Origin of the sequence: Streptomyces phyllanthi (assembly GCF_009377205.1) — a bacterium.
Classification (GTDB): Bacteria; Actinomycetota; Actinomycetes; order Streptomycetales; family Streptomycetaceae; genus Streptomyces; species Streptomyces phyllanthi.
The window spans coordinates 1-14,415 of the sequence record NZ_VJZE01000222.1 but is presented as its reverse complement, the minus strand read 5'-3'; the positions used below and the strand labels follow the sequence as shown (position 1 = coordinate 14,415).

Annotated in this window: 15 protein-coding genes and 3 pseudogenes; 8 read left to right on the top strand and 10 right to left on the bottom strand. The window is 70.6% G+C overall.

Annotated features, from left to right (window positions below; translation table 11 throughout):
- Positions 1-560: pseudogene (locus FNH04_RS26815) on the bottom strand (malic enzyme-like protein); the annotation flags it as partial.
- A 545-nt stretch (positions 561-1,105) separates the two neighbouring features.
- On the opposite strand from FNH04_RS26815, the gene FNH04_RS26810 reads away from it, so the two are divergent.
- The 6 genes from FNH04_RS26810 to FNH04_RS26785 all read left to right on the top strand — a co-directional run bounded on the left by FNH04_RS26810 (position 1,106) and on the right by FNH04_RS26785 (position 5,031).
- Positions 1,106-1,465 carry a zinc ribbon domain-containing protein YjdM gene (locus tag FNH04_RS26810; RefSeq protein ID WP_152788371.1) on the top strand — a complete coding sequence of 120 codons (360 nt, stop codon included), beginning with the start codon at positions 1,106-1,108 and terminating at the stop codon, positions 1,463-1,465.
- 231 nt (positions 1,466-1,696) lie between these two features.
- Positions 1,697-2,038, top strand: coding sequence for an ArsR/SmtB family transcription factor (locus FNH04_RS26805; RefSeq protein WP_322723947.1), 342 nt, complete (start codon positions 1,697-1,699; stop codon positions 2,036-2,038).
- Positions 2,035-3,768: a SulP family inorganic anion transporter gene (locus tag FNH04_RS26800; protein ID WP_152788369.1), complete on the top strand. Its 1,734-nt coding sequence runs from the start codon at positions 2,035-2,037 to the stop codon at positions 3,766-3,768. Before FNH04_RS26805 ends, FNH04_RS26800 begins: the two co-directional genes overlap by 4 nt.
- Positions 3,765-4,172 carry a pyridoxamine 5'-phosphate oxidase family protein gene (locus FNH04_RS26795; RefSeq protein WP_152788368.1) on the top strand — a complete coding sequence of 136 codons (408 nt, stop codon included), beginning with the start codon at positions 3,765-3,767 and terminating at the stop codon, positions 4,170-4,172. The genes FNH04_RS26800 and FNH04_RS26795 overlap by 4 nt, the downstream gene beginning before the upstream one ends.
- On the top strand, positions 4,172-4,603 hold the full coding sequence (locus FNH04_RS26790; RefSeq protein ID WP_152788367.1) for an ATP-binding protein: 432 nt from the start codon (positions 4,172-4,174) through the stop codon (positions 4,601-4,603). The genes FNH04_RS26795 and FNH04_RS26790 overlap by 1 nt, the downstream gene beginning before the upstream one ends.
- 35 nt (positions 4,604-4,638) lie before the next feature.
- Positions 4,639-5,031, top strand: coding sequence for an STAS domain-containing protein (locus FNH04_RS26785; protein ID WP_152788366.1), 393 nt, complete (start codon positions 4,639-4,641; stop codon positions 5,029-5,031).
- Here the strand turns inward: FNH04_RS26785 and FNH04_RS26780 are convergent.
- Entirely contained in the window at positions 4,998-5,363 is a 366-nt protein-coding gene (locus FNH04_RS26780) for a hypothetical protein (protein WP_152788365.1), read from the bottom strand. The genes FNH04_RS26785 and FNH04_RS26780 overlap by 34 nt on opposite strands.
- A 131-nt stretch (positions 5,364-5,494) precedes the next feature.
- On the bottom strand, positions 5,495-5,680 hold the full coding sequence (locus tag FNH04_RS26775) for a hypothetical protein (RefSeq protein WP_152788364.1): 186 nt from the start codon (positions 5,678-5,680) through the stop codon (positions 5,495-5,497).
- Positions 5,681-5,911: 231 nt separating this feature from the next.
- Between FNH04_RS26775 and FNH04_RS26770 the strand changes: the two genes are divergently transcribed.
- Positions 5,912-6,262: an ArsR/SmtB family transcription factor gene (locus tag FNH04_RS26770; RefSeq protein WP_152780381.1), complete on the top strand. Its 351-nt coding sequence runs from the start codon at positions 5,912-5,914 to the stop codon at positions 6,260-6,262.
- A gap of 332 nt (positions 6,263-6,594) precedes the next feature.
- Here the strand turns inward: FNH04_RS26770 and FNH04_RS26765 are convergent, their stop codons facing one another.
- From FNH04_RS26765 to FNH04_RS26740, 7 genes and pseudogenes are all read right to left on the bottom strand, one after another.
- Positions 6,595-8,013: an NAD(P)(+) transhydrogenase (Re/Si-specific) subunit beta gene (locus tag FNH04_RS26765; protein WP_152788363.1), complete on the bottom strand. Its 1,419-nt coding sequence runs from the start codon at positions 8,011-8,013 to the stop codon at positions 6,595-6,597.
- Positions 8,014-8,019: 6 nt separating this feature from the next.
- Positions 8,020-8,358 (bottom strand): NAD(P) transhydrogenase subunit alpha, encoded by a 339-nt coding sequence (locus FNH04_RS26760; RefSeq protein ID WP_152788362.1) that lies wholly within the window; start codon positions 8,356-8,358, stop codon positions 8,020-8,022.
- Positions 8,355-9,488: an NAD(P) transhydrogenase subunit alpha gene (locus FNH04_RS26755; protein ID WP_152788361.1), complete on the bottom strand. Its 1,134-nt coding sequence runs from the start codon at positions 9,486-9,488 to the stop codon at positions 8,355-8,357. The genes FNH04_RS26760 and FNH04_RS26755 overlap by 4 nt, the downstream gene beginning before the upstream one ends.
- A 57-nt stretch (positions 9,489-9,545) precedes the next feature.
- A complete protein-coding gene (locus FNH04_RS26750) occupies positions 9,546-10,559 on the bottom strand; it encodes a zinc-dependent alcohol dehydrogenase (RefSeq protein WP_228031632.1) in 1,014 nt (337 codons plus the stop codon).
- A gap of 66 nt (positions 10,560-10,625) precedes the next feature.
- Positions 10,626-10,955, bottom strand: a pseudogene (locus FNH04_RS47910) (DUF779 domain-containing protein); the annotation flags it as partial.
- A 49-nt stretch (positions 10,956-11,004) separates the two neighbouring features.
- Positions 11,005-12,528: an aldehyde dehydrogenase family protein gene (locus FNH04_RS26745; RefSeq protein WP_386574083.1), complete on the bottom strand. Its 1,524-nt coding sequence runs from the start codon at positions 12,526-12,528 to the stop codon at positions 11,005-11,007.
- Between the two features lie 39 nt (positions 12,529-12,567).
- Positions 12,568-13,911 (bottom strand): sigma-54-dependent transcriptional regulator family protein, encoded by a 1,344-nt coding sequence (locus tag FNH04_RS26740; RefSeq protein ID WP_152788358.1) that lies wholly within the window; start codon positions 13,909-13,911, stop codon positions 12,568-12,570.
- Positions 13,912-14,153: 242 nt separating this feature from the next.
- Between FNH04_RS26740 and FNH04_RS47905 the strand changes: the two are divergent.
- A pseudogene (locus tag FNH04_RS47905) lies at positions 14,154-14,415 on the top strand (hypothetical protein); the annotation flags it as partial.

Here is a 14,415-nt window from a genome sequence, read left to right as displayed (position 1 = left end):
GGCCGGGTGTGGGCGAGACACACCGCGGCGAATCCGGGGGCCAGCGCCGCGGCGGTGGCGGCCAGTTGCTCGGAGGTGTCGGCGGCTATCGGCAGGGGGTGGATGTCCAGGCCGGTGGCGCGGCGCAGGTGTACGGCGGCTGACTCCAGGGCCGGCAGGGCGGCGGAGACCTGCAGCGGGCCGGGGTGGGCCATGTCCGAGGCGTTGGAGATGAGCGCGATGCGGCGACGACGGCCTGTGTAGGAGTCTGTGCTGTCCGGGGCGAGCAGGAGCTGCTCAATGACGCGGTGGTCGGCCTCGGTGTCGATCAGGGCACGAGCCCGGTCGGTGCCGACAGGAACGCACAGCCGCTGAGCGATCTTGCCTGTGGCGGCGGCCTCCAGCACCGGGTCGCCCAAGTGAACGAGGTCCCCGTCGAGACGCTCATGCAGCAGCCTGCGCAGCCGCAACTGCGTCGCGGGCCCGTCAGTGTCGATGGTGAGACGGCACAGGCCACTCCCGGGACCGGAGTCCGTCTCGACGAGCAGGGCTCCCGGGACAGAGGCAACAGTTGCGGCCACCGCGGAGGCCGATTCCTGCCGGACTTCGGCACGCAGACTGAAGGCAGGGCGGGGCCCTGGCCCACCAGGCGAGGGGATACAAGAGTGCGGCTGGCTGGAAGGCATGCGCGCCAAGATCCTTTCTCAGGTGGGGGCAGCGCCCGCTGCCAGGCCGGAGCATCGGGGCGGGTAGAGCAATGCCCCGGTTCGAGGGAGTCCTCACGGCGGCGATTGCGGACTGCTCAGACGCGGTGGGGCCGCCCTCTGGCCCACGTGTGCCTCCCGCCTTACCTACGCGCATCTGCCAGAGATCCGACAACGGCCCTCGCGGACCCATTCGCGCGGTGCAGCACTCCAAGTACGACCCGGTGATTGGCCGGCGACGGCAGGCGACAAGACTTTACCAGTTGCTGAGTTTGGCAACTCACGGATAGAGGTCCGAGCACTTTGCCCGGAAGCACCTCGCACACCTGATGGCTGCACACATGAAGCAGGTGAGTCCGCCTGACCGCCCGCAGCCCCTCGCTCCCGGCAGGGCGGACGCCCGGGCCGGATACTCTGGCGGGATGATCGAGAACATTCCCCCCTGCCCGAAGTGCTCCTGTGAGTACACCTACGTGATGAACGCCCTCGTGGTGTGCCCGGAGTGCAACCATGAATGGGCACCCGCCGAGCCCGGGGCGGAGGGTACGGACGCCGCTGGGAAGCAGGCCGTCAAGGACTCCGTCGGCAACCCGCTGCAGGACGGCGACACCGTGGTCGTCGTCAAGGCTCTCAAGGTCAAGGGGAGTCCTTCGGGGATCAAGGCCGGCACCAAGGTGCGCAACATCCGGCTGGTCGACGGGGTCGACGGCCACGACATCGACTGCAGGATCGACGGCTTCGGAGCGATGCAGCTCAAGTCCAGCGTGGTCAAGAAGGCCTGATCCGGCACTGCCGGTGGGTGACCGGCCATCCATCACCGTCCGGCAGCCACCGCTCACGCCTCGACCCGCGCCGTCCCATCCGTGAAGGAATCCTCCGGGCAGCAGCCGGATGCGGAATTGCAAAATTTCGCAATTGGCTAGATGCTGTGTTTGCTGTGTCCGCAGGTTGGTGCGGGCACGGCCCCCTTTGAGTCCGCCCCGGTCGGGGCGCTGTCGGGAAGTCGAGGTGTCGTGTCCGTTCCGCTGTACCAAGCCAAGGCCGAGTTCTTCCGGATGCTGGGGCATCCCGTACGGATACGGGTGCTGGAGCTGCTGCAGGACGGGCCGATGCCGGTGCGTGATCTGCTGGCGGCGATCGAGGTGGAAGCCTCCAGCCTGTCCCAGCAGCTGGCCGTGTTGCGCCGCTCGGGCATCGTCACCTCCCGGCGCGAAGGTCCGACAGTGATATACGCACTGGCCAGCGGGGACGTCGCCGACCTGCTGGCGGCCGCGCGCCGGATCCTGACCGAGTTGCTGGCCGGGAAGAACGAGCTGCTGGCGGAGCTGCGGGACTCCGAGGTCGCCACGCGATGAGGATCTCGCTCGGCCGGGCCGGGGCCCGGCTTGCCGTACTGCTGCCCGGCCGTACCGATCTGTCGGAGATGCGCCGGGATCCGCGCCGGGACCTGCTGGCCGGTCTGACGGTGGCGATCGTGGCGCTGCCGCTCGCGCTCGGCTTCGGCGTCTCCTCCGGGCTGGGCGCGGAAGCGGGGCTGGCGACCGCGGTGGTCGCGGGGGCACTGGCCGCGGTCTTCGGCGGGTCGAATCTGCAGGTGTCCGGGCCGACGGGCGCGATGACGGTGGTGCTCGTGCCGATCGTGGCGGAGTTCGGGCCGTCCGGGGTGCTGGCCGTCGGGCTGATGGCGGGCATGATGCTCGTCACACTGGCGGCGCTGCGGGCCGGGAAGTACATGCAGTACGTCCCCGCGCCGGTGGTGGAGGGCTTCACCCTCGGCATCGCCTGTGTGATCGGGCTTCAGCAGATCCCGAACGCCCTGGGGGTGCCCAAGCCCGAGGGCGACCGGGTGCTGGTCGTCACCTGGCGCGCGGTGGAGGAGTTCGCGAAGAACCCGAACTGGACCGCGGTCGCCTTCGCCCTGGCGGTCGCCGCCGTCATGCTGGTCGGCGCCCGCTGGCGGCCCACGATCCCCTTCTCCCTCCTCGCGGTGATCGCGGCGACGGTGGTGGCGCAGCTCGCCGACCTCGACGCGGCGAAGCCGATCGGCGATCTGCCGTCCGGCCTGCCCGCCCCCTCGCTCGCCTTCCTCCACCCCGGTGCTCTGGGCTCGCTGCTTGCCCCTGCGGTGGCGGTGGCGGCGCTGGCCGCGCTGGAGTCGCTGCTGTCGGCCTCGGTGGCCGACGGCATGACGGTCGGCCAGAAGCACGACCCGGACCGTGAGCTGTTCGGCCAAGGTGTGGCCAATATCGCCGCCCCGCTGTTCGGCGGCGTGCCCGCCACCGGCGCGATCGCACGGACCGCGGTCAACGTCCGTACGGGCGCGAGCTCCCGGCTCTCCTCCCTCACCCACGCCGCAGTCCTCGCGGCGATCGTCTTCGCGGCCGCGCCCCTGGTCTCCCGGATCCCGCTCGCCGCGCTGGCGGGAGTGCTGCTGGCCACCGCGATCCGCATGGTCGAGGTCGGCTCGCTCAGGGTGATGGCGAAGGCGACCCGTTCCGACGCGCTGATCCTGGTGCTGACGGCCGTGGCCACGCTCGCCCTCGACCTCGTGTACGCGGTGATCATCGGCCTGGTGGTCGCGGGTGCCCTGGCGCTGCGCGCGGTCGCCAAGCAGGCCCGCCTGGACCAGGTACCGCTCGATCAGGGCGACCACAGCGCCGAGGAACACGCACTGCTGGCCGAGCACATCGTGGCCTACCGCGTCGACGGGCCCCTGTTCTTCGCCGCCGCGCACCGCTTCCTGCTGGAGCTGGCCGAGGTCGCCGACGTGCGCGTGGTCATCCTGCGCATGTCCCGAGTGACGACCATCGACGCCACCGGCGCCCTGGTCCTCAAGGACGCGGTGGAGAAGCTGAACAGGCGCGACATCGTGGTGATGGCCTCCGGGATCCGCCCCGACCAGCGCCAGGTCCTTGAGTCGATCGGTGCGTTGGAGCTGCTGCACCTGAAAGGACGCGAGTACGCCACCACGCCCGAGGCGATCCAAGGTGCGCGCGCCCACCTGGAGCGCGCCGGGCTGATGCCGCCCCTGCCCGCCCAGAAGCCCCGGCCCGTCAGCGAGAAAACAGAGGAAACAGTCGGATGAGCACTCCGCCCGCGCCCCTGCGCATGGTCGAGGTCTCCGGGGCGGAGGCCCTGTGGCTACTGGAAGGCAGCTCGCTGGGACGGCTGGTGTACACGCAGCGCGACCAGACCGTCATCCGGCCCGGCCGGCACACGTGGGAGTACGGGCGGCTGGCAGTGCGAACGCCCGCGCCGGCCACCGCGCTTCCGGCGACAGCGACGTACCACGTGGACGAGATACGTGCGGTGGGTGGCACCGGCTGGACGGTCACCGTCGCCGGACCGCTCGACGTGATCACCGACCCCGACGAGTCCGCCCACTATCGGCGCACCCTCGCCGGCTGGAGCCACGGCCCGCACGACACCCTGCTGCGTCTGCACCCCAAGACGGTGGCCGGGTTCCGCCTGGCGCGCGGGGAGGCATGATGAGCACGCAGCTCGAGACACTCCCGTACCGGCATGTGCTGACCCTGCCGACGATGCCGTCCGCGGTCCGCACCGCCCGGGAGACCGCCGAGCAGGCCCTCGCCGAGTGGGGCGTCAGCCCACGCCATCCCACCATCGGACCCGCCCTGCTGATCCTGAGCGAACTCGTCACCAACAGCGTCCGGCACGCCGCGGTGCTCTCCCCGCAGGTGACCGTCATCTACGCGGCCGGCGAGGAGTGTCTGGCCTTCGCCGTCCACGACCGCCACCCCTACCAGCCCCTGCTGCACGCGCCGGCCACTGCCGCAGGCACCGGAACGGGTGGTCTGGGCACCGTCATGGAGCTCACCCTCGGCCTGGGCGGAACCGCGGTCGTCCGCCGCGACGCAGACGGCAGGGGCAAGAGCATCTGGATCACCCTCCCCCTCTGAAGCAACAGGATGACTTGGCAAGGAAGTTGACGACCATGACCATCGAGTGGCGCTACACCGTCGAGCAGGACCTGGGCATCCTCTCCGTCTCCGGATACCTGGGCCTGGAAGCGGTCCACCGCTTCACGGGCGCCGTCGGCTGGGTGGTGGCCCGCGGGACCGGTCCCGTCGTCGTCGACCTGGCCGAACTGCGCGGCTGGTCGGCGGAGGGGCAGCTGGCCATCACCGAGGCCGCCCGCCGCCTCGCCGCAGCGGGCCGCAGCCTGGAGCTGGCCGCCATCCCCGCCGACGGCTCCCTCGTGCCCGACGGGAGCTGCCCGCCCGTCCCCGTCCACAGCGACCTCGCGTCGGCCCTGGCGGAACACGGCCTGGTGGATCGGATCGGTGAGGGGCATCAGGAGTGGCGCACGAGCGGGTGGCCGACGTGAGCCCTAGCCGTGGATGGTGATCCGGCCGCCGACTGCCGTGGTGTTGCGCAGGCGGGCAGCGACCACCAGCAGTCCGGGCGGGGCGGCGGCGCGATGGCGGCGCCGTTCGGGGACGGCAGGACCAGACGGGAGACGGAGGGGGCCCCGCGCAGGTGAGCCGGGGACAGCGACCAGGGCGAGGCGTCCGTGACCGCGCGACGTCCTACGGCCGGCTTCGCGCCATGCTGCGCGGCGTAGGCGGTGGCTGCCGCGTCGCCGTACCGGGAGGGGAACACTCGTGTGCCCGACTGGACGGCAACGCTGACCGCCGTGGTGAAGGACAGCACATCCATGATGGCCAGGCAGGCGGCCTCCTGCGCGAGGCGGGCGGCGCCTGTGGCTCCTCACTCGAAGCGGGCTCCGTTACCGGATTGCGCTGCCCAGTCGCCCGTCACCCGCGCTTTCCTCGGCGTTCCGAGGCCGTTCAGTCGCGGCTCGCGTCCGGAGCCGCGACTGTGACCCGACCGCCGAAGGACAGCTTCAGCATGCGGGCCTTGCCGCAGCGAGGGCAGTTTCCGTCCGGGGCGACGGCGGTGGGACGGCACTTGAGGCGACATGCGGGGCACTTGAGCCAGGCGACGCCGGTACCGCGCAGCGGGGTGATCCTCACGCAAGCCTCCCTCACACATGTATGGAGTTGCTAATCTTAGCAACTATTGAGGTTCTCATCCGATGGCTACGGTGACAGACGTACCGGTTCGGTTCTCGGGGGGGGGGTGGATTCGGTGTGGCCGTCGCTGCACGTGAGGATGGGGACCATGGTGTTGGCGAGTGGGTGGATGCGACGGGCCGAGGATCAGCCGGTGCGGCCGTGCTGGTGTACCGGGGAGGAGGCAGCCAGGTGAGTACGCCGCTGTACCAGCTGAAGGCCGAGTTCTTCAAGACGCTCGGTCACCCGGCGCGCATCCGGGTACTGGAGCTGTTGAGTGAGCGCGAGCACGCGGTGGCGGAGATGCTGCCCGAGGTGGGCATCGAGCCGGCGCACCTCTCCCAGCAACTCGCGGTACTGCGCCGGGCGAACCTGGTCGCGACCCGCAAGGAGGGGTCGACCGTGTACTACTCCCTGACCAGCCCGTATGTGGCGGAACTGCTCAGGGTCGCCCGCACGATACTGTCCGGCGTGCTGGCCGGGCAGGCCGAACTGCTCGCCGATCTGCAGGCCGCCCAGACGGAGGCGAAACCGCCGTCGTAGCGACGGCCCTCGATCGGCGGTCGCCTCCCGAGAGCTGGACAGCGCTCTGCGGTACCGGGAGGCGGCCGCTTTCCCCTACCGCGACGAGCACGGACCGCCACGGCCGAGCCAGGTATCGGCGCCACGGCTGAGCGGGACCGCGCAGACTCGGTTTGCAGGTCTCTGGCGCCTCGTCAGGCGACGGTCGGACACGCGAGTTGCACACCGACAGCCCGCTGCCTCGGCCTGCGCCACGGAGGAATGGTCCAGGACGAGACCCCCGCACGATGGGTGCGAGGGTCTCGCCGTGCTCCTCCTGTCTTCTTCATGTCGTTCTCTTCATGTTGTTCTCCTCATGAAACGAACTCCCCGACCGCTGCCTTGAGTTCGGACAGCCCCTTCTTCGCGTCGGTGAAGAACATCCCGGTCTTCGGGTCGGTGTAGAGCTCGTTGTCGATGCCCGCGTAGCCGTGCCCCATCGAACGCTTGATGACCACGACGCTCTTCGCCCTGTCCACGTCGAGGATCGGCATGCCGGAGATCGCGTTGCCGGGGCGGCGGGCGATCGGGTTGGTCACGTCGTTGGCGCCGATCACCAGGGCCACGTCCGCCTGCGCGAACTCCGGGTTGACGTCGTCCATCTCCTTCAGCTGCGTGTACGGCACGTTGGCTTCGGCCAGGAGGACGTTCATGTGGCCCGGCATGCGGCCGGCGACCGGGTGGACGGCGTAGCTCACGTCGACGCCGTGGTCGGTCAGCAGCTCGGCGAGGTCGCCGAGTTCGTGCTGGGCCTGGGCGGCGGCGAGACCGTAGCCGGGGACGAAGATGACCTTGCTCGCGTACGCCAGCTGGATCGCCACGTCGTCCGCGGAGACCGAGCGCACCTGGGCGGGCGCACCGTTCGCACCGGACGCCGCCGGAGCGCTGTCGCCGGTGCCGAAGCCGCCGACGATGATGTTGGCGATGGAGCGGTTCATGGCATCGGCCATCAGCTTGGTGAGGATGCCGCCCGAGGCGCTGACGAGCATGCCCGCGATGATGAGTGCGGTCTCGTCGAGGACGAAGCCCGCCATCGCGACCGCCGACCCGGTGAAGGCGTTCAGCAGCGAGATGACCACGGGCATGTCGGCTCCGCCGATCGGCAGCACCATCGTCACGCCGAAGAGCAGTGCCACGGCGACGAGTCCGTAAAGCGCGATCCCGCTGTCGGGCGCCAGCACCAGCCAGAGCGTGCCGGCGACGAACGAGGCGGGCAGCAGTACGTTGAGCAGCCGCGCCCCGGGGAACACCACCGGCGCTCCGGACACGACGCCCTGCAGCTTGCCCGCGGCGATCAGGGATCCGGAGAAGGTGACCGCGCCGATGACGATGTCCAACGCGCCCGGGAGCGAGACTCGCGCGCCCAGGACGGCGGGGTCGTCGGCTCGAAGCAGGTCACCCACCGCGATGAGCGCGGCCGCTCCGCCGCCGACGGCGTTGAAGAGGCTGACCAGTTGGGGCATGGCGGTCATCTGGACCTCGCGTGCGGCCCACAGGCCCAGCGCCGCGCCGACGACGCCGCCCGAGACCAGTACGAGCCAGCCGGTCCGGCTGATGACGCCCTCGTCCGCCACCAGCCACACGGTGGCGGCGATCGCCACGGCCATGGCCCCGGCGGAGAGCGTATTGCCGCGGCGGGCCGTGCGCGGGTGGTTCATCAGGTGCAGGCCCATCACGAAGCACGCGGCGGCGGCCAGGAAGATGTAGTGGACGGCGTTGGAGACGGTGTCCATGGCTTCTCACACCTCCGCCTTCTCGCGCGTGTCGGCTGCGGGCTTCTCGGCGGCGGTGGCCGGCTTGGCCTTGAACATCTCCAGCATCCGGTCCGTGACGACGTATCCGCCGACGACGTTCATCGCACCGAACACCATGGCCGCGAAGGCGAGGACGTAGCCGATCCAGGTGTGCGACTCGGCGGCGATCAGCATCGCGCCGATGACGACGATGCCGTGCACGGAGTTGGAGCCGGACATCAGCGGCGTGTGCAGGGTCGCCGGGACCTTGCTGATGACCTCGATGCCGACCAGGACGCTCAGCACGAAGACGGTGATCGCGGTGAGGAGATCGAGGTTGTTCATGAGGACGCACTCCCCTTCTGTGCCGCTCCCCCGATCAGTGCGGCGGTGATCTCGTCGGCCGGGTCGAGGACCAGTTCGCCGTCGCGCACGAGGTGGCGCAGCAGAGCGACGAGGTTGCGGGCGTACGCCGTGGACGCGGCGGTTGCCATGGCGGCGGGCAGGCGTCCGGCGCCGATCAGCGTGACGCCGCTGTCCAGGACTGTGGTCTTGTCGGGCTCGGAGCCCTCGACGTTCCCGCCGAGTTCGCTCGCCGCCAGGTCGACGACGACCGAGCCGGGCTTCATCCGCTCCACCACCGCCGCGGTCACCAGCAGCGGCGGCTTGCGGCCGGGCACCTGGGCGGTGGTGATGACGATGTCGCTGCGGGCGATGTGTGTGTCGAGTGCCTCGCGCTGGGCCCGTTGCTCCTGCTCGGTCAGCTCCCTCGCGTAGCCGCCCTGTCCGGTGCCCGGCTCCGCTGCGGCAGGGCTCTGGACGTCGAGGAACCGGGCACCGAGCGACTCCACCTCCCCTCGTGACGCGGGGCGTACGTCGTACGCCGTGACGACGGCGCCGAGGCGGCGGGCCGTGGCGATGGCCTGCAGCCCGGCCACTCCGGCACCGAGGACGAGGACCTGCGCCGGGCGCATGGTGCCCGCCGCGGTGGTCAGCATCGGGAAGAAGCGGTCGTACGCGTCGGCCGCCACCAGTGCCGCTTTGTAGCCGGCGACACTGGCCTGGGACGTCAGCGCGTCCATGGACTGGGCGCGGCTGAGGGTGCGCGGCAGCAGATCGAGGCTCACCGTGCGGATACCGTGTTCGGCCAGCTCCTTGACGAGACCGGGGTGCCGGAGCGGTTCGAGCAGACCGATCACGGTCTGCCCTGCGCGCAGGGCCTGGGCGCTCTCCGGGTCCGGCGGGCCGACGCACAGCACGGCGTCCGCTCGCGCGTACAGCTCGTCCGGGGGTACGACGGTCGCGCCGGCGTCGGTGTAGTCGGCGTCGGTGAACCAGGCGCCGGATCCGGCTCCGGTCTCGATCAGGATGTCGAGCCCGGCCCGGCGCAGGAGGGTGACGGCCTCGGGGACGAGGGCGACACGGCGTTCGCCGGGCGCCCGTTCCCGTATGGCACCAATGGTGAGGGTTCCCATGATCTGCTGCCTCTCCCTGTGGCCCTGTGGCCCGGTGGGTGCCGGGCCACAGAACGCTCAGAACTCGAAGACGAGCCGCGCTTCGGCCCGTCCGCCGAGAACCTCGTCGAACGATTCGTTGACCTGCTCCAGGCGCCGCGGTTCGGCGATGACCTGGGTGCGTCCGGCCGCGTGCAGCGCGAACACCTCGCTCAGGTCCTGGCGGGTGCCGACGATGGAGCCGATGACGGAGATCCCGCCCAGCACGGTCTCGAAGATCGGCACATTGATCGACGCGTTGTCGGCGGGCAGGCCGACCATCACCAGACGCCCGCCCCGGTTGAGGGACCGGTAGGCCTGCTCGAACGCCTTGGCGCTCGCGGCCAGCACGACGGCCACGTCCGCGCCGCCGGCCGCCTTGATCTCCTCGACCGGGTCGTGAGTGCGGGCATTGACGATCTGGTCGGCGCCGAGCCGGTGGGCCAGGCCCAGCTTGTCCGGTTCGAGGTCGACGGCGGTGACGAAGCCGCCGACAAGACGCGCGTACTGGACGGCCAGGTGGCCGAGGCCGCCGACGCCGAAGACGGCGACCCGCTCGGCCGGGACCACGCGGGCGACCTTGATCGCCTTGTACGTGGTGACGCCCGCACAGGTCAGCGGTGCCGCGTCGAACGACGACACGCCCTCGGGTACCTCGACGACGGCGCCCGCGTCGGCGACGGCGTACTCGGCGTAGCAACCGTCCACGGAGTAGCCGGAGTTGACCTGGCTCTCGCACAGGGTCTCCCAGCCGGAGACGCAGTAGCGGCAGGTGCCGCAGGACGAGCCGAGCCACGGGATGGCGACCCGCTTGCCGACCAGGTCGGCGGCGACGCCGTCGCCGACTGCCTGGATCGGGCCGATGCCCTCGTGTCCGGGGACGAACGGCGGCCTGGGCTTGACGGGCCAGTCGCCGTGGGCCGCGTGGATGTCGGTGTGGCAGAGGCCGGAGGCCTCCATGCGGACGAGCACCTGGCCGGGGCCGGGCTCGGGGACGGGGAGCTCCTGGATCTCCAGGGGCTTCCCGAGGTCGGTGACGACTGCTGCCTTCATGATCTGCTCCTCGACTGAGTTCTGTGCCGGAACCCGGCTCTCGGCCGGTTCCTCGATCCGTGTGACGAAACGCAGCCCGTCCCCTGCTGCGAGGGAGAAGCCGCCCGGTGTTCCCTCCTCGACGTCCAGGACGAGGCGCGGACGGCCGAGGGCCTCGTACAGGTCGGCGTCGATGTGGAAGGTGCCGCCGTCCAGGACGCCGAGCAGCATGTCGCCCTGGCCCAGGGCGAACTCGCCGCCGGGGAAGCACATCGGGTCGCTGCCGTCGCAGCAGCCGCCGGACTGGACGAACATCACCGGCCTGCCGTGGGCGGCGCGCAGGACCTGGATGGCCCGGTGCGCCGCCCGGGTGGCGGTGACGCGCCCGGCGTTGCCGTTGTGAAGCGTCGCGGGCATGTCGGTGCACCTTTCGGATCCGCTGGAATCGCCGGAGTGGCTGGTACGGCTAGAAGAGCCCGAGCGGCTTGGTGCCGTAGCTGACCAGGAGGTTCTTGGTCTGGCTGTAGTGCTCGAGCATCATCTTGTGCGTCTCGCGGCCGATGCCGGAGACCTTGTAGCCACCGAACGCGGCACCTGCGGGGTACTGGTGGTAGCAGTTCGTCCAGACCCGGCCCGCCTTGATGGCGCGGCCCATCCGGTAGGTGCGGCCGGTGTCGCGGCTCCACACGCCGGCTCCGAGGCCGTACAGCGTGTCGTTGGCGATGTCCAGGGCCTCGGCCTCGTCCTTGAAGGTGGTGACCGCGAGGACGGGACCGAAGATCTCCTCCTGGAAGACCCGCATCTTGTTGTGGCCCTTGAGGACGGTCGGCTCGTAGAAGTAGCCGTCCGTGAACTCCCCGCCGAGGGCGGGACGGTGGCCGCCCGCGAGCAGCTCCGCGCCCTCCTTCAGACCGATCTCGACGTACGAGGCGATCTTCTCGACCTGCTGCCGGGAGACCTGAGGGCCGATCATGGTCGCGGGGTCGAGCGGGTTGCCCTGCTTGATGGCGCGGATCCGTTCCAGGCAGCGGCCCATGAACTCCTCGTAGATGTCCTCCTGGATCAGTGCGCGCGAGGGGCAGGTGCAGACCTCGCCCTTGTTGAACGCGTACAGCACGAGTCCCTCGACGGCCTTGCTGAGGAAGTCGTCGTCCTCGGCGGCCACGTCGTTGAAGAAGATGTTCGGCGACTTGCCGCCCAGCTCCAGGGTGACCGGGATGATGTTCTCGGACGCGTACTGCATGATCAGCCGGCCGGTGGTGGTCTCACCGGTGAAGGCGACCTTGGCGATGCGCTTGTTGGTGGCGAGTGCCTTGCCGATGGCGGCGCCGGGGCCGTTGACGACATTGAGGACACCCGCCGGCACGATGTCGCCGATGACCTCCATCAGCTTCAGGATCGACCACGGGGTCGGTGACGCCGGCTTGATGACCGAGGTGTTGCCCGCGGCGAGCGCCGGGGCGAGCTTCCACGCCGCCATCAGCAGCGGGAAGTTGAACGGGATGATCTGGCCGACCACGCCCAGCGGCTCGTGGAAGTGGTAGGCGATGGTCTCCTTGTCGATCTCGGTGATCGAGCTCTCCTCGGCCCGTATCGCGGCCGCGAAGTAGCGGAAGTGGTCGGCGGCGAGCGGGATGTCGGCGGCGAGGGTCTCGCGGACCGGCTTGCCGTTGTCCCAGCTCTCGGCGACGGCGAGTTCCTCGCGGTGGGCGTCGATGGCGTCGGCCACCGCGTTCAGCACCGCGGCCCGCTGCGTGGTGGACGCCTCGCCCCACTTGTCCTTCGCAGCGTGCGCGGCGTCCAGGGCGAGTTCGATGTCTTCCGGACCCGACTTCGGGATCTCGCAGATCGGCTGGGCGGTGGCGGGGCACAAGTTGGTCGAGTACTCACCCGTTGTGGGCGACTGCCATTTGCCGCCGATGAAGTTCTCGTACCGGGGCGCGACGTCCACTGGACTGCCGGGCCTGCCCGGAGGCTCGTACGTCATGATCGTCACCTTTCGCGAGGGATTGCGGGGGTACTCAGCACGTTAGGAATGGGAACGCTGCAACACCGCTGCACGCCTTGTGACCTGCGGCAGAAGGGCCGTGGCGGTGTCAAGTCCGCGGGCGCGGGCCGCCGCGGCGGCCCGCTGCGGCGAACCTCCCGGCAGTCCGCGGGCGAGGGTCTGCCACGCGGGAGCGTCCTCGGCGCCCCACACCGTGTTCACCCAGCGGCGCAGCAACCGGACGTCACCGCTGCCGAGCACGGCACCACGCAACTGCTGCTCCAGGGCCTGCCGTTGCTCGACGACGACCGGCGCCTCGGAGCGCGGCAGCAGCGGGCCGGTGTAGCGGGCCAGTGCCTCGCCCACCCGTCCCTCGGCGAGCAGCGCGGCCACGTCGGCGTAGTCGGCCCGTACCTCTCGCAGCAGCGCGTACGGCCGTGATCCGAGCAGGGCCGGACCGAGCACCGCGCGCAGCCGGGTCAGCTCGGCCCGCATCGTCGAGGAGCACAGCTCCCGCTCGGACAGGTCCACCGCGAGCCGGTCGCCGGTCAGGCCACGCCCCTCGATGACGAGCGCGACCACGATCTCGCTGTGCCTGGGACTCAGCCGGTGGACGCGCCCGTCACAGTCCAGCAGGGCGCTGTCCCGGCCCAGCGCCGTCAGCCGTACGGCCTGGTCCCCTCGCCCACGGGAGGCGCCCTTCGCGCGCACCACTCGCCCGTCCGGGCCGAGCAGTGCCGCCGGGGCGGCCAGCGCACGGGCCAGTTCCGCCTCGGCGGCCAGCGCGGCCCCCCGTACGGCGGCCAGGGCTGGAGGCGTGGCGATGGTGCCGCCGCCGGAGAGGTCGACGACGCCGAGCATGCGGCCGGTGCCGGGGTCGCGTACGGGGGCGGCGGCACAGGACCAGCCGTGCACGGCGGAGCTGTAGTGCTCGCCGGTCACGATCTGGACAGGCTGTCCCAACTCCAGCACCAGGCCAGGGGCGTTGGTCCCGGCCACCGCCTCCGACCACACGGCTCCCGCTGCGAAGTGCATCCGCTCGGCACGCCCCACCGCCGCGGTGTCGCCCTCGACCCACAGCAGGGTGCCGTCGGTGTCCCCGACCGCGAAGACGTGACCGTCGTCCGCGGCACCGGCTCCCAGCAGCTCCCGGAACAGCGGCAGCACCGCGGCCAGCGGATGGGTGCGCCGGTACGCGGCCAGTTCCTCGGACGTCCTGCGCATCGGCGGCAGACGGCTCCCGTCGGGACGTACGCCGCACGCCGTGCAGCGCCGCCACGAGTCCGCCACCAGGCGCCGCACCGCCCGTGGCGTTCCCGGCGAGGCCACGAACTCTTCGTGTGCGGCGCGCAGCGCGGACTCCGGGGCTGTGGGGGAAGCATCCATGCGGCCAGCACCTCCCTCGTGCCCTTCTTCACAGTCCGGTCGCTTCAACCTCACCCATATGCCGGGATGCACGTAGAGGCCGAACGGTCCCTGCGGGAGGGCCACTTGGGCCCTTCTCCGAGGTCATCACCGGATGGCCATCGGGCCTACCTGGCTGGCGGTGCCTGCCGAATATCTCTGCTCGGCGGGCCGCGCGTACGGGCCGCACCGGTATCGGATTCATGACTGACGGGGTGTTCCCAATGGACGTCAACGAGGTGCTGCTGCCCGGGGTGGGGCTGCGCTACGAGTTCGTCAACCACGACGGCGACAGGGTCGGAGTCGTCGCCCAGCGCTCGGGTGACTTCGAGCTGTTCGCCACGGTGTTCTTCCTGGCTCCCGGGCTGTCCGGGGCGAGTTCTCCGTCGTCATCATCGGCCTGGCCGGTCCCGCACAGGACCGCCTCGGAGCCTGGTCACCACGTATGTGATGCTCCTCGCCGTCTGCGGGCCCATCCTCACCCGC

Coding starts and splice junctions, on each gene's coding strand:
- FNH04_RS26810 (WP_152788371.1), top strand. CDS start 1,106: ATGATCGAGAACATTCCCCCCTGCCCGAAGTGCTCCTGTGAGTACACC.
- FNH04_RS26800 (WP_152788369.1), top strand. CDS start 2,035: ATGAGGATCTCGCTCGGCCGGGCCGGGGCCCGGCTTGCCGTACTGCTG.
- FNH04_RS26795 (WP_152788368.1), top strand. CDS start 3,765: ATGAGCACTCCGCCCGCGCCCCTGCGCATGGTCGAGGTCTCCGGGGCG.
- FNH04_RS26790 (WP_152788367.1), top strand. CDS start 4,172: ATGAGCACGCAGCTCGAGACACTCCCGTACCGGCATGTGCTGACCCTG.
- FNH04_RS26785 (WP_152788366.1), top strand. CDS start 4,639: ATGACCATCGAGTGGCGCTACACCGTCGAGCAGGACCTGGGCATCCTC.
- FNH04_RS26780 (WP_152788365.1), bottom strand. CDS start 5,363: ATGGATGTGCTGTCCTTCACCACGGCGGTCAGCGTTGCCGTCCAGTCG.
- FNH04_RS26765 (WP_152788363.1), bottom strand. CDS start 8,013: ATGGACACCGTCTCCAACGCCGTCCACTACATCTTCCTGGCCGCCGCC.
- FNH04_RS26760 (WP_152788362.1), bottom strand. CDS start 8,358: ATGAACAACCTCGATCTCCTCACCGCGATCACCGTCTTCGTGCTGAGC.
- FNH04_RS26755 (WP_152788361.1), bottom strand. CDS start 9,488: ATGGGAACCCTCACCATTGGTGCCATACGGGAACGGGCGCCCGGCGAA.
- FNH04_RS26750 (WP_228031632.1), bottom strand. CDS start 10,559: ATGAAGGCAGCAGTCGTCACCGACCTCGGGAAGCCCCTGGAGATCCAG.
- FNH04_RS26740 (WP_152788358.1), bottom strand. CDS start 13,911: ATGGATGCTTCCCCCACAGCCCCGGAGTCCGCGCTGCGCGCCGCACAC.